Annotated in this window: 17 protein-coding genes and 1 pseudogene; 13 read left to right on the top strand and 5 right to left on the bottom strand. The window is 58.5% G+C overall.

Annotated features, from left to right (window positions below; all coding sequences use genetic code 11):
- The 4 genes from gudD (at position 1) to ACVWZ0_RS17825 (ending at position 4,234) form a co-directional block, all read left to right on the top strand.
- Positions 1 to 1,335: a glucarate dehydratase gene (gudD, locus tag ACVWZ0_RS17840; RefSeq protein WP_253458830.1), complete on the top strand. Its 1,335-nt coding sequence runs from the start codon at positions 1 to 3 to the stop codon at positions 1,333 to 1,335.
- Between the two features lie 20 nt (positions 1,336 to 1,355).
- Positions 1,356 to 2,126, top strand: coding sequence for a 2-dehydro-3-deoxyglucarate aldolase (garL, locus tag ACVWZ0_RS17835; protein WP_253458833.1), 771 nt, complete (start codon positions 1,356 to 1,358; stop codon positions 2,124 to 2,126).
- A 21-nt stretch (positions 2,127 to 2,147) separates the two neighbouring features.
- Positions 2,148 to 3,029, top strand: a complete 882-nt coding sequence (garR, locus tag ACVWZ0_RS17830) for a 2-hydroxy-3-oxopropionate reductase (RefSeq protein WP_253458835.1) — start codon at positions 2,148 to 2,150, stop codon at positions 3,027 to 3,029.
- 62 nt (positions 3,030 to 3,091) lie between these two features.
- Entirely contained in the window at positions 3,092 to 4,234 is a 1,143-nt protein-coding gene (locus tag ACVWZ0_RS17825; RefSeq protein ID WP_253458838.1) for a glycerate kinase, read from the top strand.
- 169 nt (positions 4,235 to 4,403) lie between these two features.
- On the opposite strand, the pseudogene barA reads toward ACVWZ0_RS17825, so the two are convergent.
- Positions 4,404 to 7,146: pseudogene (barA, locus tag ACVWZ0_RS17820) on the bottom strand (two-component sensor histidine kinase BarA).
- An 86-nt stretch (positions 7,147 to 7,232) separates the two neighbouring features.
- Here barA and rlmD point away from each other — a divergent pair.
- From rlmD to eno, 5 genes are all read left to right on the top strand, one after another.
- On the top strand, positions 7,233 to 8,549 hold the full coding sequence (gene rlmD / locus ACVWZ0_RS17815; RefSeq protein WP_253458844.1) for a 23S rRNA (uracil(1939)-C(5))-methyltransferase RlmD: 1,317 nt from the start codon (positions 7,233 to 7,235) through the stop codon (positions 8,547 to 8,549).
- A gap of 27 nt (positions 8,550 to 8,576) precedes the next feature.
- The gene (relA, locus tag ACVWZ0_RS17810; protein WP_253458847.1) at positions 8,577 to 10,805 is read left to right on the top strand and encodes a GTP diphosphokinase; all 2,229 of its coding nucleotides are present in this window, start codon (positions 8,577 to 8,579) and stop codon (positions 10,803 to 10,805) included.
- A gap of 223 nt (positions 10,806 to 11,028) precedes the next feature.
- Positions 11,029 to 11,811: a nucleoside triphosphate pyrophosphohydrolase gene (mazG, locus tag ACVWZ0_RS17805; protein ID WP_253458850.1), complete on the top strand. Its 783-nt coding sequence runs from the start codon at positions 11,029 to 11,031 to the stop codon at positions 11,809 to 11,811.
- Between the two features lie 326 nt (positions 11,812 to 12,137).
- The gene (gene pyrG, locus ACVWZ0_RS17800) at positions 12,138 to 13,775 is read left to right on the top strand and encodes a glutamine hydrolyzing CTP synthase (RefSeq protein WP_253458853.1); all 1,638 of its coding nucleotides are present in this window, start codon (positions 12,138 to 12,140) and stop codon (positions 13,773 to 13,775) included.
- Between the two features lie 199 nt (positions 13,776 to 13,974).
- The gene (gene eno / locus ACVWZ0_RS17795; RefSeq protein WP_253458856.1) at positions 13,975 to 15,270 is read left to right on the top strand and encodes a phosphopyruvate hydratase; all 1,296 of its coding nucleotides are present in this window, start codon (positions 13,975 to 13,977) and stop codon (positions 15,268 to 15,270) included.
- A 92-nt stretch (positions 15,271 to 15,362) separates the two neighbouring features.
- On the opposite strand, the gene ACVWZ0_RS17790 is transcribed toward eno, so the two are convergent.
- A complete protein-coding gene (locus ACVWZ0_RS17790; protein ID WP_253458859.1) occupies positions 15,363 to 16,367 on the bottom strand; it encodes a glycoside hydrolase 64/thaumatin family protein in 1,005 nt (334 codons plus the stop codon).
- Positions 16,368 to 16,503: 136 nt separating this feature from the next.
- On the opposite strand from ACVWZ0_RS17790, the gene queE reads away from it, so the two are divergent.
- Positions 16,504 to 17,175, top strand: a complete 672-nt coding sequence (gene queE / locus ACVWZ0_RS17785) for a 7-carboxy-7-deazaguanine synthase QueE (protein ID WP_253458861.1) — start codon at positions 16,504 to 16,506, stop codon at positions 17,173 to 17,175.
- Between the two features lie 86 nt (positions 17,176 to 17,261).
- Here the strand turns inward: queE and queD are convergent, their stop codons facing one another.
- On the bottom strand, positions 17,262 to 17,621 hold the full coding sequence (queD, locus tag ACVWZ0_RS17780) for a 6-carboxytetrahydropterin synthase QueD (protein WP_125287429.1): 360 nt from the start codon (positions 17,619 to 17,621) through the stop codon (positions 17,262 to 17,264).
- A 305-nt stretch (positions 17,622 to 17,926) separates the two neighbouring features.
- Between queD and cysJ the strand changes: the two genes are divergently transcribed.
- The 3 genes from cysJ to cysH are packed head-to-tail and all read left to right on the top strand — an operon-like array spanning position 17,927 to position 22,244.
- Positions 17,927 to 19,732, top strand: a complete 1,806-nt coding sequence (gene cysJ, locus ACVWZ0_RS17775) for an NADPH-dependent assimilatory sulfite reductase flavoprotein subunit (protein WP_253458864.1) — start codon at positions 17,927 to 17,929, stop codon at positions 19,730 to 19,732.
- A 52-nt stretch (positions 19,733 to 19,784) separates the two neighbouring features.
- On the top strand, positions 19,785 to 21,500 hold the full coding sequence (cysI, locus tag ACVWZ0_RS17770; RefSeq protein WP_253458867.1) for an assimilatory sulfite reductase (NADPH) hemoprotein subunit: 1,716 nt from the start codon (positions 19,785 to 19,787) through the stop codon (positions 21,498 to 21,500).
- 12 nt (positions 21,501 to 21,512) lie between these two features.
- The gene (cysH, locus tag ACVWZ0_RS17765; RefSeq protein ID WP_253458870.1) at positions 21,513 to 22,244 is read left to right on the top strand and encodes a phosphoadenosine phosphosulfate reductase; all 732 of its coding nucleotides are present in this window, start codon (positions 21,513 to 21,515) and stop codon (positions 22,242 to 22,244) included.
- Between the two features lie 174 nt (positions 22,245 to 22,418).
- Here cysH and ACVWZ0_RS17760 read toward each other — a convergent pair whose 3' ends face one another.
- Both ACVWZ0_RS17760 and ACVWZ0_RS17755 read right to left on the bottom strand, forming a co-directional pair.
- The gene (locus ACVWZ0_RS17760; protein WP_125287434.1) at positions 22,419 to 22,703 is read right to left on the bottom strand and encodes a YciI family protein; all 285 of its coding nucleotides are present in this window, start codon (positions 22,701 to 22,703) and stop codon (positions 22,419 to 22,421) included.
- Positions 22,704 to 22,711: 8 nt separating this feature from the next.
- Positions 22,712 to 23,710 carry an aminopeptidase gene (locus ACVWZ0_RS17755; protein ID WP_253458873.1) on the bottom strand — a complete coding sequence of 333 codons (999 nt, stop codon included), beginning with the start codon at positions 23,708 to 23,710 and terminating at the stop codon, positions 22,712 to 22,714.
- Between the last annotated feature and the right edge of the window lie 21 nt (positions 23,711 to 23,731).

Here is a 23,731-nt window from a genome sequence, read left to right as displayed (position 1 = left end):
ATGAGTCAGGCTACTCCACTGATCACAGAAATGCAGGTCATCCCGGTCGCCGGTCACGACAGCATGTTGCTGAACCTCAGCGGCGCCCACGCGCCATTCTTTACCCGCAATATCGTTATCATTAAAGATAATTCCGGCCACACGGGCGTCGGTGAAATTCCCGGCGGCGAAAAAATTCGCAAGACGCTGGAAGAAGCGGCGGCGCTGCTGGTCGGCCACGGCATTGGCGAATATAAAAATCTGCTGAGCCACGTGCGCAACACCTTTGCCGATCGCGATGCGAGCGGGCGCGGCAACCAGACTTTCGATTTGCGTACCACTATCCACGTGGTGACCGGCATCGAAGCGGCGCTGCTGGACCTGCTGGGCCAGCACCTTGGCGTCAACGTTGCCTCTCTGCTGGGCGATGGGCAGCAGCGCGATCGCGTGGAAATGCTGGGCTATCTCTTTTACGTCGGCGATCGCCGTAAAACCTCGCTGCCTTATCAGAGCCAGCCGGACGACAGCTGCGACTGGTATCGCCTGCGTCATGAAGAGGCGCTGACGCCTGAAACCGTGGTGCGCCTGGCGGAAGCCGCCTATGAAAAATATGGCTTCAACGATTTCAAACTGAAGGGCGGCGTGCTGGCCGGGAGCGAAGAGGCCGAAGCGGTGACCGCGCTGGCGAAGCGTTTTCCCAAGGCGCGCATTACGCTCGATCCTAACGGCGCCTGGTCGCTCAACGAAGCGATCGAGCTGGGCAAGCAGCTGAAAGACGTGCTGGCCTACGCCGAAGATCCTTGCGGCGCGGAGCAGGGCTATTCCGGTCGCGAAGTGATGGCCGAGTTCCGTCGCGCAACGGGCATGCCAACGGCCACCAATATGATTGCCACCGACTGGCGTCAGATGGGGCACACGCTCTCTTTGCAGTCCGTCGACATTCCGCTGGCGGATCCGCACTTCTGGACGATGCAGGGTTCCGTACGCGTTGCGCAGATGTGTCATGACTTCGGCCTGACCTGGGGCTCCCACTCCAATAACCATTTTGACGTTTCGCTGGCGATGTTTACCCACGTTGCGGCGGCGGCACCCGGCAAAATCACCGCTATCGATACCCACTGGATCTGGCAGGAAGGCAACCAGCGCCTGACGCAGCAGCCTTTGCAAATCAAGGGCGGCATGGTACAGGTGCCGGACAGGCCGGGCCTGGGCGTAGAGCTGGATATGGATCGCGTTATGAAAGCGCACGAGCTTTACCTGAAACACGGTCTGGGCGCGCGCGACGACGCGCAGGCTATGCAATTCCTGGTGCCGGACTGGACGTTTGATAACAAACGCCCATGCCTGGTGCGCTAACCCAATTTCTGGAGAAACCGATGAGCTACGTAAATACGCCGAACAGCTTTCGTCAGCGCCTGCTGGCAGGCGAAACCTTAATCGGCAGCTGGTGCGCGCTGGCTAACCCGCTGACCACGGAAGTGTTAGGACTGGCAGGCTTCGACTGGCTGGTGCTGGATGGCGAACATGCGCCGAACGACATCACCACTTTTATTCCGCAGCTGATGGCGCTGAAGGGCAGCGTCAGCGCGCCGGTGGTGCGGCCGCCGACCAACGAGCCGGTCATCATCAAGCGCCTGCTGGATATCGGTTTTTCCAACTTCCTGATCCCGTTTGTCGAAACGGAAGAGGAAGCGGTGCGCGCGGTGGCCTCCACCCGCTATCCGCCGATGGGCATTCGCGGCGTATCGGTTTCGCACCGCAGCAATATGTACGGCACCGTGCCGCAGTACAACACCATCATCAACGACAACATCACCGTGCTGGTGCAGATCGAAACGCAGCAGGGCGTGGATAACATTGACGCTATCGCGGCGGTAGAAGGCGTGGACGGCATTTTCGTCGGGCCGGGCGATCTCTCGGCCGCGCTGGGCTACCTGGGGCAGCCCGCCCATCCGGAAGTGCTGAAGGTGATCAAATATATCTTTGAGCGCGCCAAAGCGGCCGGCAAGCCGAGCGGCATTCTGGCCCCGGTGGAGGCCGATGCCCGCCGCTATCTGGAATGGGGCGCCGGTTTTGTTGCGGTAGGCAGCGATTTAGGCGTATTCCGTGGCGCCACGCAGGCCCTGTGCGATCGCTTTAAAAAATAACCCACTGTTCAGGAGACAAAGATGAAAATCGGATTTATAGGTCTGGGTATCATGGGCAAGCCCATGAGCAAAAACTTAATTAAGGCCGGCTACTCGCTGGTGGTGCGCGATCACAATGCGGAAAGCGTGGCGGAGCTGGTTGCGCTGGGCGCGACGTCCGGCGATTCGGCAAAAGCGGTGGCGGAGCAGAGCGACGTGATTATCACCATGCTGCCCAACTCGCCGCACGTGAAAGAAGTGCTGCTGGGCGAAGGTGGCGTAATCGAAGGCGCGAAGGCGGGCACTATCGTGATCGATATGAGCTCCATCGCGCCGCTGGCGAGCCGTGAAATTCATGAAGCGCTGGCGAAAAAAAGCGTCGCGCTGCTGGATGCGCCGGTCAGCGGCGGCGAACCTAAAGCCATCGACGGCACGCTTTCGGTGATGGTCGGCGGCGACAAAGAGCTGTTCGATAAGTGCTACGATATTATGAAAGCGATGGCAGGCTCGGTGGTTCACACCGGCGAGATTGGCGCGGGCAACGTGACCAAGCTGGCTAACCAGGTGATTGTTGCGTTGAATATCGCGGCAATGGCGGAAGCGCTGACGCTGGCGACCAAAGCGGGCGTCAACCCGGATCTGGTCTACCAGGCGATACGCGGCGGCCTGGCGGGCAGCACGGTGCTGGATGCCAAAGCGCCAATGGTGATGAACCGCAACTTCAAGCCGGGTTTTCGTATCGATCTGCATATTAAAGATCTGGCTAACGCCCTGGATACGTCGCACGGCGTAGGCGCGCAGCTGCCGCTCACGGCGGCGGTAATGGAAATGATGCAGGCGCTGAAAGCTGACGGGCTGGGCACGGCCGATCACAGCGCGCTGGCCTGCTATTACGAAAAACTGGCGAAAGTCGAAATCAAATAGTCCCGTGGTCCGGCCTGCTGATCCAGGCCGGAACCTTCCCGGCCCCGCGCACGGATTAACGTATGAAAATAGTAATCGCACCGGATTCGTATAAAGAAAGCCTGTCGGCTCAGCAGGTCGCCACGCAAATCGAGCAGGGATTCAGGGAAATATTTCCCGAAGCTCAGTATGTCAAACTGCCCGTCGCGGACGGCGGCGAAGGCACGGTCGAGGCGATGGTGGCGGCGACGGGCGGCAAAACCGTACGCCTGCGCGTCACCGGCCCGCTGGGCGAAGAGGTCGACGCCTTTTACGGTCTTTCCGGTGACGACAGCTGCGCCTATATCGAAATGGCGGCGGCCAGCGGGCTGGAACTGGTGCCTGCGGCGCGGCGCGATCCGCTGATCACCACCTCCTTTGGCACCGGCGAACTGATCCGCAGCGCGCTGGATAAGGGCGTACAGCGTTTTATTATCGGCATCGGCGGCAGCGCAACCAATGACGGCGGCGCGGGTATGGTGCAGGCGCTGGGCGCAAAACTGCTCGACAGCCAGGGCAGACAAATCGGTTTAGGCGGCGGCAGGCTTAACGATCTGGCGACGATAGACATCAGCGAACTGGATGCGCGGATCAAAAACTGCCGTTTTGAGGTTGCCTGCGACGTCACCAATCCGCTGCTGGGTAAAGAGGGCGCTTCCGCCGTGTTCGGCCCGCAGAAAGGGGCTACGCCGGAGCTGGTGGAACAGCTGGATAACGCGCTGGCGCACTATGCCCGGATTATCCGGCGGGATCTGGATATCGACGTGCTGTCGATCCCTGGCGGCGGCGCGGCAGGCGGGATGGGCGTGGCGCTGCACGCTTTTTGCGGCGCGGAACTGCGGCGCGGCATTGAAATCGTGACCGAGGCGCTGGGGCTGGACGAGCTGGTGCGGGACGCCACGCTGGTGATCACCGGCGAAGGGCGCATTGACAGCCAGACCATTCACGGCAAAGTGCCGATCGGAGTAGCGAAAGTCGCCAAGCGCTATAACAAGCCGGTTATCGGCATCGCGGGCAGCCTGACCAAAGATGTCGCGGTCGTGCATCAGCACGGTCTGGATGCGGTATTCAGCGTTATTTACAGCATTTGTACGCTGGACGACGCGCTGGAAAATGCGGCGGATAACGTGCGCATGACGGCACGGAATATCGCCGCCGCGCTGGCGATTGGCCAGAAACTTTCCTGACTCGTTCACTACGTTTTGTTTGCCGTGGCCGGATGGGCAAGCGCGCCCGGTACAGTCTGAGAGCAAACAGGGCTTCTGTAACAACAAGCCTTTTGCATCGGCCTGCTGCTCCGCTGGTTTTCTCTCAGGCCGGGCCGTTGTGTTTTCCTTGCTGGCGCGACGCCTGGCCTCAGCGTCCCTTGCCCGCTACCCTCGTCAGCTTTTCCTGCGCCAGCCGGGCGACGTTTTGCATCTCGTCCAGTAGTTCAAACAGCTCCGGCTCGACGTCTTCAACGGGCATGCCGCCGCGCAGGCTTTGCTCCAGCTGCTGGCACAGCTGCTTCATGCGGGGAACGCCGCTGTAGCTGGCGCTGCCGTGCAGTTTATGAATGATATCGCGCAGCGCCCCGACGTCGCCTTCCGCCATATGGCTTTCAACCTGTTTCTGCACTTCAGGCAGGAAATCCACCAGCATTTGCAGCAGATCGCGCGCCAGATCGGGCTTGTTGGCCGCCTGACGCAGCGCCAGATCCCAGTCCAGAGAGGCAGAAAGCGTGCCCGGCGCGGCAAGAGGCTGCGCTTTGTGCGGCGCATAGCGCAGCAGCAGGTTTTCCAGCCTGGCCTCGTCGATAGGCTTGGCCAGATAATCGTTCATGCCCGCCTTAATCAGCTGCGCTCTTTCGCCATCCAGCGTATGCGCCGTCACGGCGACAATCGGCGTGGAGGCGTGCGCAGGCAGCTCGCGGATCAGCTCGCTGGCACGAATCCCGTCAATTTCCGGCATCTGAATATCCATCAGGATAACGTCCAGCGGCTGGGTTTTCGCCTGCTGGATCGCCATCATCGCGCTGTCGCACAGCACCACCCGTTCAACCTGTTCCTCCAGCAGAGCGCCGATCAGCTTCAGGTTCGCCGGATTGTCATCGACGGCCATCACCGTCAGCGGCAGCTTGTGGCGGCGGGGCAGATCGTTTTCTTCGCGGGTATGGTGATCGAGCAGCACCGGCAGCAGCCGCGACAGCGAAACCGGCTTCAGCAGGCAGGCACTGACGCCTTTATCTTTCAGCTCTTCCGCCCAGGTCTGCATCTGGCAGGGCAGAGCCATAATCACATTATCTGCACGCTCAAGCGCGGGCAGCGCCTGCCAGGGCAGCTGCCGCGAAGGTTCCTGGCTGACCGGCAAACCAATCAGCAGCGTGTCGTAATGCGCCTGCGGCAGCCCGGCAAGCGTTGGGCTATAGCTGACGGCCAGCGGCGTGCTGGCCAGCAGCGCCAGCGTGGCCTGCGCGGCGGCCGGATTCGCCTCTATATAAGCCAGCGTTTTGCCTTCCAGACAGGCTACGGCGCGCGGATCCTGAGCGGCATTCGGGTTCAGCGCCAGATTGACGTGAAACCAGAAGGTGGAGCCCTGATTCAACCGGCTATGAAAAGAGATCTCGCCGCCCATTTCGTTAACCAGCTTTTGCGTAATCACCAGCCCCAGCCCGGTGCCGCCATGGCGTCGGGAAATGCTGGCGTCGGCCTGGCGGAAAGCCTGGAACAGCTGCGACTGCTGCTTTTCAGCGATGCCGATGCCGGTATCGTGGATCTGCACCTCAAGGTCAACGCGGTTGTTGCTCTGGGAGCGCTTCTCAATGCAGATATCGATGTTGCCGTGTTCGGTAAACTTAATCGCATTGCCCAACAGGTTGACGATGATTTGCTGTAGGCGTAGCGGATCGCCGATAGTGTTGTCGGGCACGTCGGACTGAATGCTCAGCGTCAGCTCCAGCCCTTTTTCATGTGCGGACGGCGCCAGCAGGACGACGACTTCATCCAGGGTGGCGCGCAGCGGGAACGGGATGGTTTCCAGCACCAGCTTGCCCGCCTCCAGCTTGGAGAAATCCAGCACGTCGTTAATGATGCTCAGCAGGTTGTTGGCCGAACGCTCAATGGTATGCAGATAGTCGCGCTGTGTAATATTCAGCGGTGTTTTCAGCGTCTGGCGGGTAAAGCCAATTACGCCGTTAAGCGGCGTGCGCAGCTCGTGCGACATATTCGCCAGGAACTCCGACTTAATTCGCGCGGCCTCCTGGGCGCGTTTTTTAGCCAGATCCAGCTCGACGTTCTGGATCTCCATCTGTTCCAGGGTTTCGCGCAGATCGGACGTCGCCTGATCGATATTTTGCTGCATCTCTTCGTGATAGGCGGTCAGCGACATCGCCATTGAGTTAATGCCGTTTTTCAGCATATCCAGCTCGCCGAGCATATGGCCCGTGACGCGGCTGTCCAGCTGGCCGCGTCGAATACGATCGACGGTATTGACCATATCGCGGATCGGGCCGGTGACGTCGCGCATCAGACGATAGGCGAACAGCATGGCCAGGCAAAGGCAGAGCAGCAGCAGCAGGGGTGGAAACAAAAACTTCTTTATACTGCTGCAGCCGCACCGACTGCAGATCCAGTTCAATGGCGACATAGCCCAACGGATTGCCGTTGGGTTTGGCGTCCTCGACCGGCGACTCATCGGGATAATAGCTTTCCGATAAAATGGGCGTGCGCAAAATGACCGAATTGCCCAGCCGCTGATAGCTGAAGGGGGTAGAGAAGGTCGCGTCTGCCGGCAGACGCAGCTTGTCGGCGCTGGCGTGATAGTTGGACGTGACAAAAAGCTGATTCTGCGCGTCGAAAACGGTAATGGCGCGCACGATATCGGAATGGCGACGGTGGAGCAGGCTGACCAGCTGCCGCACCGCCTCTTTGCTGTGGAACGTCATGCCGTATTCGCTGGAAACCGCCAGCGGTTCGATAATATTGATGCCGGCATCCACCAGCTGGCGCTGCAGTTCGTTATAGCGATGCACGATAAAAAACGTGCTCAGCAGCAGCCCAATCATCAGCGTAGGCGCCAGAATCAAGATCATCATTCGTGCCCGCAGGCTGTATTTGGTCATAATTATCCTGTGGCGCCGTCGCCAGTCGAATTAATCCTGATGCTGGTGTAGGCTACGCGGGTTTAACCACTGTCGAGACAAAAGTAATGGCGCAATTCTACTCTGCAAAACGGCGCGTGACGACCCGCCAGATCATGACCGTGATGGTTACTGACCTTGACGGCTCCGGCCAGGGCGTGGCGCACCATCATGGCAAAACGCTGTTTGTCAGCGGTGCGCTGCCCGGCGAGCAGGCGGAAGTAGAAATCGTGGAAGAGAAACGCAGCTGGGCGCGGGCCAGGACGAAGCGCCTTCTGTCGACCAGCCCGGAACGGGTTGCGCCAGCCTGTCCTTACTTTGGCCGCTGCGGCGGCTGCCAGCAGCAGCACGCTTCGCCCGAGCTACAGCAGCGCAGCAAGGCCAAAGCGCTGTCGCGCCTGCTGAGCCAGCAAATTGGCGAGCCGGTGGCGGTGGAGAATATTATCGCCGGCAGCGCTTACGGCTACCGCCGCCGCGCTCGTCTGGGTCTGCACTATCATGCGCGCAGCCAGACGCTGCAAATGGGCTTTCGCCAGGCCGCCTCCAGCGAGCTGGTCGCCATTACGCAATGCCCCGTTTTGAAGCCCGAACTTGATGCACTGCTGCAGCCGTTGCACCAGGTACTAAGCAGCCTGCAGGCCGTAAGAAGGCTGGGCCATGCCGAGCTGGTACTGGCGGACAACGGCCCGCTGCTGGTGCTGCGCCATCTCGATCCGCTCAGCGCGGCGGACAGAGAGAAACTGGAACGGTTTTCGCATAGCCAGCAGGTCGCGCTTTTTCTGGCGCCGGACAGCGAAACGCTGGAGCAGATCGCTGGCGAGATGCCGTTCTATCAGCTCGACGGCCTGACGCTGACGTTCAGCCCGCGCGACTTTATTCAGGTCAACGGCGAGCTGAATCAGCAGATGGTGGCTCAGGCGATGGCGTGGCTGGATTTGCAGCCCACCGACCGCCTGCTGGATCTGTTCTGCGGCATGGGAAACTTTACGCTTCCTTCAGGAAAGCGGGTGGAAAATGTCACCGGTGTGGAGGGGGTTGCAGCATTAGTGGCAAAGGGTGCGTATAATGCGGGCCTGAATAATCTGAATAACATTGCATTTTATCAGCATAACCTGGAAGAAGAAGTGACGGCGCAGCCCTGGGCGGCGGAAGGTTTTAATAAGGTACTGCTGGATCCGGCCCGCGCTGGCGCGGCAGAAGCGATCCCTCACATTATTAAACTTGCGCCGGAAAGCGTGGTCTATGTTTCCTGTAATCCGACTACACTTGCCCGGGACAGCCAGATTTTCCTGGCTGCCGGCTATCGACCAGAAAGGATTACCCTGCTTGATATGTTTCCGCATACCGGGCACGTCGAATCCATGGTGTTATTCAGCCGAAAATAGCTTCCCGGAAGGAGGTTTGGAGAGGATATGGTTGCGGTAAGAAGTGCACATCTGAATACGGCCGGTGAGTTTGCGCTCGACCAGTGGATCACCAGTTTGGGGATCGCGAATCCCCAGTCATGCGAACGACTGGCTGATACCTGGCGCTATTGCGAAGAAACCACCCGCCATCATCCCGATGCGGCGCTCCTGCTCTGGCGCGGCGTCGAAATGGTGGAGATCCTCTCCATGCTCAGCATGGACAGCGAAAGCCTGCGCGCCGCGCTGCTTTTTCCTCTGGCGGACGCGGGCGTGGTGTCCGAAGAGGTGCTGGAAGAAAAGTACGGCAAAGCCATCGTCTCGCTGGTGCACGGCGTACGGGATATGGACGCCATCCGCCAGCTGAAAGCGACCCACAACGACTCTATGGCTTCGGAGCAGGTCGATAACGTCAGGCGCATGCTGCTGGCGATGGTGGAAGATTTCCGCTGCGTGGTAATCAAGCTGGCCGAGCGTATCGCCCATCTGCGCGAGGTGAAGGACGCGCCGGAAGACGAGCGCGTGCTTGCTGCCAAAGAGTGCACCAATATCTATGCGCCGCTTGCTAACCGTTTAGGGATAGGCCAGCTGAAATGGGAGCTGGAGGATTTCTGCTTCCGCTATCTGCACCCGGATGAATACAAACGCATCGCCAAACTGCTGCACGAGCGCCGCATCGACCGCGAGCAGTATATCGACACTTTCGTGCAGTCGCTGCGTGACGAGATCGTCAGGCAGGGCGTCAAAGCGGAAGTGTACGGCCGCCCGAAACATATCTACAGCATCTGGCGCAAGATGCAGAAAAAATCGCTGGCGTTCGACGAGCTGTTTGACGTGCGCGCCGTGCGTATCGTCGCCGAACGTTTGCAGGACTGCTACGGCGCATTGGGGATAGTGCATACGCTCTATCGCCACCTGCCCAGCGAATTTGACGACTACGTCGCCAATCCCAAGCCGAACGGCTATCAGTCGATTCATACCGTGGTGCTGGGGCCGAAGGGCAAAACCGTTGAGATCCAGATCCGCACGCGGCAGATGCATGAAGACGCCGAGCTGGGCGTGGCCGCACACTGGAAGTACAAAGAGGGCGGCACGACCGGCAGCGCGCGCGGCGCGTCGGGGCACGAAGAGCGTATCGCCTGGCTGCGTAAGCTGATTGCCTGGCAGGAAGAGATGGCGGACTCCGGCGAAATGCTGGACGAGGTGCGTAGCCAGGTCTTTGACGATCGCGTCTATGTGTTTACGCCTAAAGGCGACGTGGTGGATCTGCCCGCCGGCTCCACGCCGCTGGACTTTGCTTACCATATCCACAGCGATATCGGCCACCGCTGCATCGGCGCAAAAATCGGTGGCCGCATCGTGCCCTTTACCTATCAGCTGCAGATGGGCGATCAAATCGACATCATCACCCAAAAGCAGCCGAACCCAAGCCGCGACTGGCTGAATCCCAACCTGGGCTACGTCACCACCAGCCGTGGGCGATCAAAAATTCACGCCTGGTTCCGTAAGCAGGATCGCGATAAAAATATCGTCGCGGGCAAGCAGATCCTCGATAACGAGCTGGATCACCTGGATATCAGCCTGAAAGAGGCGGAAAAGCTGCTGCTGCCGCGCTATAACGTCAACTCGCTGGACGAGCTGCTGGCCGCTATCGGCGGCGGCGATATTCGTCTGAACCAGATGAGCAACTTCCTGCAATCGAAGCTGAACAAGCCGAGCGCGGAAGAAGAAGATCGCGAGGCGCTGCGCCAGCTGACGCTGAAATCCTCCGTGCCGCGCAGCAAGGAGAGCGGCCGCGTGGTGGTCGAGGGCGTCGGCAACCTGATGCACCATATCGCCCGCTGCTGCCAGCCGATCCCCGGCGACGATATCACCGGCTTTATCACCCAGGGACGCGGCATCTCTATCCACCGCGCCGACTGCGATCAGCTGACCGAGCTGATGTCGCACGCGCCGGAAAGAATTGTCGATGCGGTGTGGGGCGAAAGCTACTCCAGCGGCTACTCGCTGGTGGTGCGCGTCACCGCCAACGATCGCAGCGGCCTGCTGCGCGACATCACGACTATCCTCGCCAACGAGAAGGTCAACGTGCTGGGCGTCTCCAGCAGGAGCGATACCAAAAAGCAGCTGGCGACTATCGATATGGATATCGAAATTTACAATCAGCAGGTGCTGGGCCGCGTGCTGGCCAGGCTGAACCAGGTGCCGGATATCATTGACGCCAGAAGGCTGCATTAATGCCTTCCCCCTGCCCGGACAGGCCTGCTGAGGCGACGACCCTGCAAGCCTGCTGCCTGGTTGCCGTTTTGCGCGCCGGCCGCGTTTATCCCTGTCAGGGGATAGCGCGCTGGCCGGGCGCAGGTGGCCTGCTGATGACCGAAGCTTTATTCCTTTCCCTGCATGAATTTTGCCTTGCCATGCCGTATAGTCGTTTTTTTCTTCCTTACAAATGGACTCCGTTATGAACGCTATCGATCGCCTGCTGGGCATCATGAAAACCCTGCGCGATCCGCTAGCTGGCTGCCCGTGGGATCGTGAGCAGACCTTTGCCAGCATCGCGCCTTACACCCTTGAAGAAACCTATGAAGTGCTGGACGCCATCAGCCGCGAAGATTTTGACGACCTGCAGGGCGAGCTGGGCGATCTGCTGTTTCAGGTGGTGTTCTATGCGCAGATGGCGCAGGAAGAAGGGCGCTTTGACTTTAATGCCGTTTGCCAGACCATCAGCGACAAGCTGGAGCGTCGCCATCCGCATATCTTTGGCGATGCGCAGGTTCGCGACAGCAAAGAGGTGCTGGTGAACTGGGAAGCGATTAAAACGCAGGAACGTGCCGGTAAAGCGCAGCACTCGGCGCTGGACGATATTCCTCGCGCGCTGCCCGCGCTGATGCGCGCGCACAAAATCCAGAAGCGTTGCAGCAACGTCGGCTTTGACTGGCATACGCTTGGCCCGGTGCTGGACAAAGTTTACGAAGAAATTGATGAAGTGATGCACGAAGCCAAACAGGCGGTCATCGACCAGCAAAAGCTGGAAGAGGAGATTGGCGATCTGCTGTTTGCCACGGTTAATCTCTCGCGGCATCTGGGCAGCAAAGCGGAAACGGCGCTGCAAAAAGCCAACGATAAATTCGAGCGTCGCTTCCGTCAGGTAGAAGAAATTATCGCCGCACAGGGATTGCCAATGCAGGAGGCCACGCTGGAGCAAATGGAGGCCGCCTGGCAGCAGGTGAAGGCGAAGGAATAGCAGGGCCTGAAAAGGGAAAATCTGTTTCTCCCGTCCGTTAGCCCGTCTTTCGCGGCGGGCCAGCGCGCCCCTTTTGTTTTTTCCGCTTTGCTATCCTGGCAGCGGTCGAATTATTCCCTCGTGGCGAATAACTCGCTGACTCGATTCAACAAAAGTGTGATCGCAATCAACTTCAGCACGCAGAGAATCGGGTACTCTCGTGACGGTCAATACGATGGCTGGCACATAACCGGAAACGATTAATTGTGGCATGCAGGGGAATCCCGTATACTGTTTTCCCGTCCTGGTTATTCCATCGTCTTTAAACCTACTTTCTCAGGTTCAGCATGACAACGAACTATATTTTTGTGACCGGCGGGGTCGTATCCTCTCTGGGTAAAGGCATTGCCGCAGCCTCCCTGGCCGCCATTCTTGAAGCACGTGGTCTTAATGTGACCATCATGAAGCTGGACCCGTATATCAACGTGGATCCGGGTACCATGAGCCCTACTCAGCACGGCGAAGTCTTCGTCACCGATGACGGTGCGGAAACGGATCTCGATCTGGGCCACTATGAGCGCTTCATTCGCACCAAAATGAGCCGCCGCAACAACTTCACCACTGGCCGTATCTACTCGGAAGTGCTGCGCAAAGAGCGTCGCGGCGACTATCTGGGCGCGACCATTCAGGTGATCCCGCACATTACCAACGCCATTAAAGAACGCATCATCGAAGGTGGCGAAGGTCACGACGTGGTACTGGTGGAAATCGGCGGCACCGTCGGCGACATCGAATCCCTGCCGTTCCTTGAAGCGATCCGCCAGATGGCGGTTGACGTTGGCCGTGAGCACACCATGTACATGCACCTGACGCTGGTGCCTTATATGGCGGCGGCGGGTGAAGTCAAAACCAAGCCAACCCAGCACTCGGTGAAAGAGCTGCTCTCTATCGGCATCCAGCCTGACGTGCTGATCTGCCGTTCAGACCGCGCCGTGCCGGCCAACGAGCGGGCGAAAATCGCGCTGTTCTGTAACGTGCCGGAAAAAGCGGTTATTTCGCTGAAAGACGTTGATTCTATCTATAAAATTCCGGGTATGCTCAAATCGCAGGGCCTGGATGACTATATCTGCAAGCGCTTCAACCTTAACGCGCCGGAAGCGAACCTGGCCGAATGGGAACAGGTTATCTATGAAGAAGCCAATCCGGGCGGCGAAGTCACCATCGGCATGGTCGGCAAATATGTTGAGCTGCCGGATGCCTATAAGTCGGTGATTGAAGCGCTGAAGCACGGCGGCCTGAAAAACCGCGTAACGGTCAACATCAAGCTGATCGATTCGCAGGATGTGGAAAGCCGTGGCGTAGAAATTCTGAAAGATTTGGATGCTATCCTGATCCCTGGCGGCTTCGGCTACCGTGGCGTGGAAGGCAAGCTGATGACCGCTCGCTACGCGCGTGAAAACAATATTCCTTACCTGGGCATCTGCCTGGGGATGCAGGTCGCGCTGATGGAGTTCGCGCGTAACGTAGCCGGTATGGCGGATGCGAACTCAACGGAATTTGTGCCAGACTGTAAGTACCCGGTCGTGGCGCTGATCACCGAATGGCGCGACGAAGAGGGCAACGTTGAAGTGCGTTCTGAGAAGAGCGATCTGGGCGGCACCATGCGCCTGGGCAGCCAGCAGTGTCAGCTGACGCCGGACAGCCTGGTGCGCCAGCTGTATGGCTCTGACACCATCGTTGAGCGCCATCGCCACCGCTATGAAGTCAACAATATGCTGTTAAAGCAGATTGAAGCGGCCGGATTACGCGTTGCCGGACGTTCTGGTGACGATCAGCTGGTCGAGATCATTGAGATCCCGAACCATCCGTGGTTTGTTGCGTGTCAGTTCCACCCGGAATTCACCTCAACGCCGCGTGACGGTCATCCACTCTTCGCCGGCTTCGTTAAGGCAGCCAGCGAGCACCAGAAGCGTTTGGCGAAATAAGTAGTTTTCATGGCAGCGCGCGAATTTATACTTGCCAGGTTTTGAGCTGAAGCAAGGCGGCTATCGAGTGGATCCCCGGCGCTTACTTTAGTAAGTGACCGGGGTGAGCCAGCCAGCACCGCTCCGGCTCGAAAGATAAGAACTATTTTCGCGCGTTGTTTGTCTGAGTTTTAAGTTAACTTGTACTGAGGAAAAACTAATGTCCAAAATCGTTAAAGTCATCGGTCGCGAAATCATCGACTCTCGTGGCAACCCGACCGTTGAAGCAGAAGTGCATCTGGAAGGCGGTTTTGTCGGTATGGCGGCCGCACCATCAGGCGCTTCTACCGGTTCCCGTGAAGCGCTGGAACTGCGTGACGGTGACAAATCTCGTTTCCTGGGTAAAGGCGTGACCAAAGCCGTTGCAGCCGTTAACGGCCCAATCGCTGACGCGGTAACCGGCAAAGATGCCAAAGACCAGGCAAACATCGACAAGATCATGATCGATCTTGACGGCACCGAAAACAAATCCAAATTTGGCGCTAACGCCATTCTGGCCGTTTCTCTGGCTGCGGCTAAAGCTGCTGCTGCCGCTAAAGGCATGCCGCTGTATGAGCACATCGCCGAGCTGAACGGCACCCCGGGCAAATTCTCTATGCCGCTGCCAATGATGAACATCATCAACGGCGGTGAGCACGCCGACAACAACGTCGACATTCAGGAATTCATGATCCAGCCAGTAGGCGCGAAAACGCTGAAAGAAGCGATCCGCATGGGTTCTGAAGTGTTCCACACCCTGGCAAAAGTGCTGAAGTCTAAAGGCATGGGCACCGCTGTAGGCGACGAAGGCGGCTATGCGCCAAACCTGGGCTCCAACGCCGAAGCGCTGGCCGTTATCGCGGAAGCGGTAAAAGCAGCAGGCTACGAGCTGGGCAAAGACATCACGCTGGCGATGGACTGTGCGGCTTCTGAATTCTACAAAGACGGCAAATATGTACTGGCTGGCGAAGGCAACAAAGCCTTCACTTCCGAAGAGTTCACTCACTTCCTGGAAGATCTGACCAAACAGTACCCAATCGTCTCTATCGAAGACGGCCTGGACGAATCCGACTGGGACGGCTTTGCCTATCAGACCAAAGTGCTGGGCGACAAAATCCAGCTGGTGGGCGACGACCTGTTCGTGACCAACACCAAAATCCTGAAAGAAGGTATCGAGAAAGGCATCGCTAACTCCATTCTGATCAAATTCAACCAGATCGGTTCTCTGACCGAAACCCTGGCTGCAATCAAAATGGCGAAAGACGCGGGCTATACCGCAGTGATTTCTCACCGTTCAGGCGAAACCGAAGACGCAACTATTGCCGACCTGGCAGTAGGTACCGCAGCGGGCCAGATCAAAACCGGTTCTATGAGCCGTTCTGACCGTGTTGCCAAGTACAACCAGCTGATCCGTATCGAAGAATCGCTGGGCAGCCGTGCGCCGTTCAACGGTCTGAAAGAAGTTAAAGGTCAGTAAGCTGACGTTTTCCCGGCCTTAAAGGTCGGGATGATCTGAAAGCCCCGTCTCTGGACGGGGCTTTTTTATTGGCTATTTACCGGCCGTCACGCTTAGCCTTTCAGTTCAACCTTCAGGTTTTTGGTGCTGCTGCCCAGGGTGCTCGCATCATCGGAAGGGATAACATAGCCCTTGTCGGCGGCCACATGCTGCCGGTAATAATCCACTACCGCCGCGTCCTGCTGGTTTGAAGTCGTGGATTTTTTCAGGCCATAAACGTTGCCGTCCGCGTCTTTCGCTTTAATGCCGTCGGGCGCGTTTGAAACCAGATCGTCCAGCGTCCCGGAAACCCTGCCGTCGCCCTTCGCGGGGCCAATGGTCATGGCCGCGTTATTGCCTTCGATATAGCTGACGTCGTAATAAGTCTGTCCGCTGCCGCCGTCAAATTTCACCTCGCCCAGCGTCGCGTTGGCGCCGTCGCCTGCGGTGCTGCGGAAATTGCCCGACCAGTTGGCATCAAAGTTCTGCGTTTTGGTTTCGCCCGGTTGCAAGGTGAGATCGTCAGGCCTGGCGCTGCCGTCGGCGTTGGGCGTAAAGGCGATGGTCATGGGCTTGTCGCCTTTGTTTTCAAACGTCAGGCTGTTTTTGGCAGGATCGAGCGCTGTATTGCTGTTTACCGCCTGGCTGCTGCTGGTGGATGAGGCGGCCGTAACGTCAGCGTTTGCGGCCGTTGTGGTCTGCGACGGCGCGGCGGTTCCGTTGGCTAAGGGCGTGGTCGAAGGGCCATTAGCGACCGCTGGCGAGGCGGCGTTGATGCGTTCGGGCGAAGCGTGTGCCTTATTCACCTGCTGCGCCAGCGAATCGATAGCGGACAGCGCCGTCTGTAACAGTTTGCCAATCTGCTGCATAAACTGATTAAACGAAGAGCTGCCCGCGTCATCCTGCCCATTTTTACTCAGCTCCGGCAGATTACTGGTCGCGGGCGAGCCAAAGCTGATGCTGCCCGTGCGCGCGGCCTGCGCGCCGGACTGCTGCTGAGGCGGCTGGAACGCGCTCGACGCCTCGCTGCTGGCATTCAGCAGTACGCGATTCAGTAAACTGCTGATGGGCATGTTCATAGGATTACCTCAGAAAAGAGTGATGAGGTTAGGTGGGATAAAAAGTTGCCGGGTTCCCCCGCACAATGTGATTTGGTTAAAAAGCCGCTATCTGTCATACTTTGCGCCCTTATTTTTACAGTCAATTGAGAGCGTGATGCAGTACCCGATTAATGAAATGTTCCAGACGTTGCAGGGCGAAGGGTTTTATACCGGCGTTCCGGCAATTTTTATCCGCCTGCAGGGATGCCCGGTGGGCTGCAGCTGGTGTGATACCAAACACACCTGGGATAAGCTGGCCGATCGGGAAACCTCGCTGGGCGATATCTTGCTGAAGACGGTGGAAACCGATGCATGGGGCGCGGCGGACGCGGAGGCGTTACTGGCGGTAATTGCGCAGCGCGGCTGGACGGCCCGGCACGTGGTGATTACCGGCGGCGAGCCCTGCATTCACGATCTGACGCCGCTGACCGAAGCGCTGGAGCAGCAGGGCTTCAGCTGCCAGATTGAAACCAGCGGCACGCATCGGGTGCAGTGCAGCGAAAAAACCTGGGTTACCGTTTCGCCTAAGGTCAATATGCGCGGCGGCTATGATGTGCTGAACCAGGCGCTGGTTCGCGCTGATGAAGTGAAGCATCCGGTGGCCCGTCAGCGCGACGTAGAGGCGCTGGACGCCCTGCTGGCGACGCTGAGCGACAGCAAGCCGCGTATCATTGCCCTACAGCCGATCAGCCAGAAAGACGACGCGACCAAACTTTGCATTGAAACCTGCATCGCGCGCAACTGGCGCCTGTCGATGCAGACACACAAATACCTGAATATCGCCTGATAAAAAAAGGCGGCACCGAGGCCGCCTTTTTAGTTAATCCCTGTCATTGTTATCCATAGGCTTCGGCGACCTCTGCCGCCAGAGCATCAGCCTTTGTAAACGCAGCCCGCCGTGCAGGTCTCTTTGATCATCACGGCGCTGAGCAGAGGCAGCGTCGGCTTCATCCGATCCCAGATCCATTTTGCCAGCACTTCGCTGGTCGGGTTTTCCAGCCCTGGGATCTCGTTCAGATAATAGTGATCCAGCCTGTCGTAAAGCGGCCTGAAGGCCGCCTTCAGTTCGGCAAAATCCATGACCCAGCCGGTATGCGCGTCCACTTCGCCGGTGATTTCGAGCCGCACCAGGAAAGAGTGCCCGTGCAGGCGGCCGCATTTATGGCCTTCCGGCACGTTGGGCAGGTGGTGAGCCGCCTCGAATTGGAAATCTTTAAACAGCGTGGTAGCCATATGACAGTCTCGGTTATTTCTCAAAAAAACGGGCGAAGTCTACCTGAAAAAGCCTTTTTTCGCACCCGTTTCCCGGTCAATCCGCACATCCTGGCCCGTAGCAAAAGCGCCTTCTGACTAAGTTCATAATAAACAATAAGTTAATTAACCGGTTTCGCCGCTATCGCTTACTTGTAAAACCGTTTAGTCATTTTGGTTATTTTATATTACCAACCCTTCTTTAAGGGTTATTATGCCAGTCGTTACCCTAACGTTATCTTGCTGTCTTTACGGCCCTGACCACCGATACTGGAACTTTCAACGCAATGACGACTCAGGCACCTCCTGCTTCTCTGCTTCCGCTTAACCCGGAACAGCTTTCCCGTCTTCAGGCGGCAACCGGCGATTTCTCTACCACGCAGCTGGCCTGGCTCTCCGGCTACTTCTGGGGCATGGTCAATCAGGCGCCGGGCGCGGTAACCGCCAGCGCGCCAGCGCCGGTCGATGCGCCAACCATTACGCTGCTTTCCGCCTCGCAGACCGGCAACGCCCGTCGCGTCGCCGAGCAGCTGCGCGACGATCTGCTGGCGGCTAAGCTGAACGTGAACCTGGTCAACGCGGGCGACTACAAGTTCAAGCAGATCGCACAGGAGAAGCTGCTGGTCGTGGTTACCTCCACGCAGGGCGAGGGCGAGCCGCCGGAAGAAGCCGTGGCGCTGCATAAGTTTCTGATGTCAAAGAAAGCGCCGAAGCTGGCCGACACCGCTTTCGCAGTCTTTGGTCTGGGCGATACCTCTTATGAGTTCTTCAGCCAGGCCGGCAAAGATTTCGATAACAAGCTGAGCGAGCTGGGCGGCGAACGCCTGCTGGATCGCGTGGATGCCGATGTTGAATACGCGGCCGAAGCGGAACAGTGGCGTAAAAAGATTGTAGAGATCCTGAAAGCGCGCGTGCCGAGCGAATCGCCGGCCGCAGCGGCAGTCACCGCTACCGGCACGGTTAACGAAGTGCTTAGCAGCCCTTACACCAAAGAAGAGCCGCTGACCGCCAGCCTGGCCGTGAATCAGAAGATCACCGGCCGTAACTCCGACAAAGACGTGCGCCATATCGAAATCGACCTGGGCGATTCCGGGCTGCGCTATCAGCCGGGCGACGCGCTGGGCGTCTGGTATGAAAACGATCCTGCGCTGGTGCAGGAGCTGGTCGGGCTACTGTGGCTGAAAGGCAGTGAGCCCGTAGAGGTCAACGGCGCTACGCTGCCGCTCAGCGAAGCGCTGCAAAAGCATTTCGAGCTGACGGTCAATACCACGCAGATCGTCGAGCAGTACGGCAAGCTTAGCCGCGATGAAAATCTGCTGGCCCTGGTCGGCGATAAGAGCCGTTTGCAGCACTATGCGCAGACGACGCCGATCGTGGATATGGTGCGTCAGGCGCCAATCGAGCTGCGCGCCGAACAGCTGACGGCGCTGCTGCGTCCGCTGACGCCGCGTCTTTATTCTATCGCCTCTTCGCAGGCGGAGAGCGAAAGCGAAGTGCACATTACCGTCGGTGCGGTGCGCTATGACATCGATGGCCGCGCGCGCGCGGGCGGCGCTTCCAGCTTCCTGGCGGATCGGCTGGAAGAAGACGGCGAAGTCCGCGTCTTTATTGAACATAACGATAACTTCCGTCTGCCGGCCAATCCCGAAACGCCGGTCATTATGATTGGGCCGGGCACCGGCATCGCGCCGTTCCGCGCCTTTATGCAGCAGCGCGATAACGACGGCGCAGAAGGCAAAAACTGGCTCTTCTTCGGCAATCCGCACTTTACCGAAGACTTCCTGTACCAGGTCGAATGGCAGCGCTACGTGAAAGACGGCCTGCTGACCAATATCGATCTGGCGTGGTCGCGCGATCAGCAGCAAAAAGTTTACGTGCAGGACAAAATTCGCGCCAAAGGGGCGGAAGTGTGGCGCTGGATCCAGCAAGGCGCGCATATTTACGTGTGCGGCGACGCCAACCGTATGGCGAAGGATGTGGAGCAGGCCCTGCTGGAAGTGGTGGCGGAGCATGGCGGTATGGATACGGAAAGCGCCGACGAATTCTTAAGCGAGCTGCGTATCGAGCGCCGCTATCAGCGCGACGTCTACTAGCCGGCCCCGCCGGATATCCGGCGGCACTAACGAATATTAAAGAGAAAGCCTTATGAGCAATGAAAAACATCCTGGCCCGTTGGTGGTTGAAGGCAAGCTGACCGACGCCGAGCGCCTGAAAAAAGAGAGCAACTATCTGCGCGGCACCATCGCGGAAGATTTAGATAACGGCCTGACCGGCGGTTTCACCGGCGACAACTTTCTGCTGATCCGCTTCCACGGCATGTACCAGCAGGACGACCGCGATATTCGCGCCGAGCGCGCCGAGCAGAAGCTGGAGCCGCGTCACGCGATGATGCTGCGCTGCCGTCTGCCGGGCGGCATCATTACGCCGACGCAGTGGCTGGCTATCGATAAGTTCGCGGCGGACAACACGATTTACGGCAGCATTCGTCTGACCAACCGCCAGACCTTCCAGTTTCACGGCATCCTGAAGGGCAACGTCAAGCCTGCTCACCAGATGCTGAGCGAAGTCGGCCTGGACGCGCTGGCAACGGCGAACGACGTGAACCGTAACGTGCTGTGCACCTCGAACCCGATAGAATCCGAGCTGCATCAGGAAGCCTACGAATGGGCGAAAAAACTCTCCGAGCACCTGCTGCCGCAGACCCGCGCCTATGCGGAAATCTGGCTGGATCAGGAAAAGGTCGCCACCACGGATAAAGAGCCGATCCTGGGCGAAACCTATCTGCCGCGTAAGTTTAAAACCACCGTAGTGGTGCCGCCGCATAACGATGTGGATCTGCACGCTAACGATCTGAACTTTATTGCCATTGCCGAGAACGGCAGGCTGGTCGGCTTTAACCTGCTGGTGGGCGGCGGATTGTCTATCGATCACGGCAACAAAGCGACTTATGCGCGCACCGCCAGCGAGTTTGGCTATCTGCCGGTCGAAAAAATCCTCGACGTCGCGGAAGCGGTCGTCACCACGCAGCGCGACTGGGGCAACCGTACCGATCGTAAAAACGCCAAAACCAAGTACACGCTGGAGCGCGTGGGCGTGGAAACCTTTAAGCAGGAAGTGGAGCGCCGCGCCGGCCTGACCTTCGAGCCGATCCGCCCTTATGAATTCACCACGCGAGGCGACCGTTTCGGCTGGGTGAAAGGGATTGATAACAACTGGCATCTGACGCTGTTTATTGAAAATGGCCGCCTGCTGGACTATCCGGGCCGTCCGCTGAAAACCGGCCTGGCCGAAATTGCGAAGGTGCACAAAGGCGACTTCCGCCTGACCGCCAATCAGAACCTGATTGTGGCGGGCGTGCCGGAAGCGCACAAGCCGGCGATCGAAGCGCTGGCCCGCGAGCACGGCCTGATGGAAAACGTCACCGCGCAGCGCGAAAACTCGATGGCCTGCGTGGCGTTCCCGACCTGTCCGCTGGCGATGGCGGAAGCCGAACGTTTTCTGCCGTCGTTCGTGACCCGCGTGGAAGAGCTGATGACGGCGCACGGCGTGGGCGATGAGCATATCGTCCTGCGCGTAACCGGCTGTCCTAACGGCTGCGGCCGCGCGCTGCTGGCCGAGGTCGGCCTGGTCGGCAAAGCGCCGGGGCGCTATAACCTGCATCTGGGCGGCAACCGCATCGGCACGCGCATCCCGCGTATGTACCGTGAAAACATTACCGAAGATGAAATTTTAACCACCCTCGATCATCTGTTGGGTCGCTGGTCAAAAGAACGCGAAGCGGACGAAGGCTTTGGCGATTTCACTATCCGCGCTGGCGTGGTGGAACCTGTTCTCGATCCGGCTCGCGATTTTTGGGCATAACGGAGGCGCGAAATGGCTGTACTCGATCTCTCGGCACTGAATGCACTACCCAAAGTCGAACGCGTAATGGCGCTGGCGGAAATCAACACCAGGCTGGAAAAGCTGTCGGCACAGGATCGCGTTATTTGGGCGCTCGAAAATCTGCCCGGCGAGGCGGTGCTTTCTTCCAGCTTTGGCATCCAGGCGGCGGTGAGTCTGCATCTGGTGACCCAGGCGAAGCCGGATATTCCGGTGATCCTGACCGATACCGGCTATCTGTTCCCGGAAACCTATCAGTTTATTGACGAGCTGACCGATAAGCTCGGTCTGAACCTGAAGGTATTCCGCGCCGAACAGAGCGCGGCGTGGCAGGAAGCGCGCTACGGCAAGCTGTGGGAGCAGGGCGTGGAAGGCATCGAACGCTACAACGAGATCAACAAAGTTGAGCCGATGAACCGCGCGCTGGAAACGCTGCATGCGCAGACGTGGTTTGCCGGTCTGCGTCGCGATCAGTCCAGCAGCCGCGCCCATCTGCCGGTGCTGGCTATTCAGCGCGGCGTGTTCAAGGTGCTGCCGATTATCGACTGGGACAACCGCCAGGTTTATCAGTATCTGAAGGAGCACGGCCTGGGCTATCATCCGCTGTGGGATCAGGGCTATCTTTCGGTTGGCGACACGCACACCACGCGGAAGTGGGAGCCGGGCATGGCAGAAGAAGAAACGCGCTTCTTCGGCCTGAAACGCGAGTGCGGCCTGCACGAATAAGCCGCCAGCGGCGCGTTACCGAAGCAAAATTTCTGGCGCAGGGAAAGCGCCAGAAGAACCTGCAAAGAAAAGGCGCCGTTTCTGTCGTCAGCCGCTGTTTTTACTGCGGCTGACGCTTTTATGGTGTTGAATTAACCTTTTCCTTCCAGAAACGATTGCCCCTTTCCCGAAAACCTACAGTCCCACCAGCGCAGAAAAGTCCGCCGAGCCGCGCGTGACGTTCACTTTAGTGACCTCGTAATCCGCCACCTTCTGAAAAGCATCCTCTGCCAGAATACGATCCAGCCGAGCGCGATCGATATCCTTTATCAGGATCACGCCGCCAGTACGGGGATCTTTACGTCCGGCGGCAATAAAGGTGCCGTCGGCAAAGTAAGTATCCAGCCAGGCGATATGCGCATCCAGCGCCGCTTCCACTTCCGGCATCGGGCGGTTATAGGTCAGACTGACAATGTACATAGGCTTCCTTAAGCTTCAGGTTGAGGATTGGCTAACTCGCGGATCAGCGGCAGCAGGATTTTCACGCTGTCGCGCGTGCGGTGCGTGATGCGGCCAGGCAGCCAGCGATCGATCCAGGCAAGGTTATCGCAGCTGGCCTGCTGCTGACAGCTTCCCTGCGGAAAATGCGCGTTACTGGTATGCACCCGATGGCCTTTTTTATCCCAGTTGGCGGCGCGAACGCTCAGCAACGGAATGCCTGCCTTATCAAACGTCTCTACCGCCGGTTCATTTTTCACCGCTTTGCCCAGCGTGGCGGCAGGAATATGCGCCGAGCGCGCCAGCGCCAGCGCCCGATCGCGCGTCTGCCGCGCCACCGGTTCAGGCGTGTTGGTGCCGCTGTTGAACCAGAGCCGGTTGCCCACGAGCAGATCGTTTAGTTTTATCACCAGCAGCGTGTTCTTTTTCTCTTCCGGCTTCATGCGGGCGAGATAATCCTCTTCGCCATGCAGCGCCGAGGCGCTTAGCGCCACAAAGCGCAGGCTGTAGTGCAGCGGCGTCGACTGTAAACGCTCCGCCAGCTCCAGCATCACCGCCACCCCAGAAGCGTTATCGTCCGCGCCCTGTAAAGTCAGGCCGCCGCGGTTTTTTTGCCGATCGCTGTCGCTTAGCGGCAGCCAGGTATCGGCCTGCGCCAGAATAACTATCTGCTGCGGGACCTCGCCTGCGCGGGCGGCGATAACCGATGTCGCGATAACGCTGCGATCGCTAACGCGGCCATCCTGTGATTTATAGTGATAGTGCGCCGTAAAATCTCTTTTATTGCTCTCATAGCCCCACTGCTGAAACTGCTGTTGCAGATAGTCGGCGTTTAACATCTCGGCAGGACTGCCAGCCATACGTCCTGGAAAGTAAGTCGCGATATGGCGCAGCTGCTGTTCGGCAAGCTGACCTTCATTGGTCGCGGCGTGAAGCGGGGAAAGCACGCCCAGCGCCAGCAGGGCGCTCAGGCAAAGTCGGGAAAACATGTCACGTCCTTAATCGTCATC

Source organism: Erwinia sp. TECH1 (genome assembly GCF_054057575.1).
The sequence above is the reverse complement of the archived record's forward strand: the minus strand, read 5'-3'. Positions and strand labels throughout refer to the sequence as shown.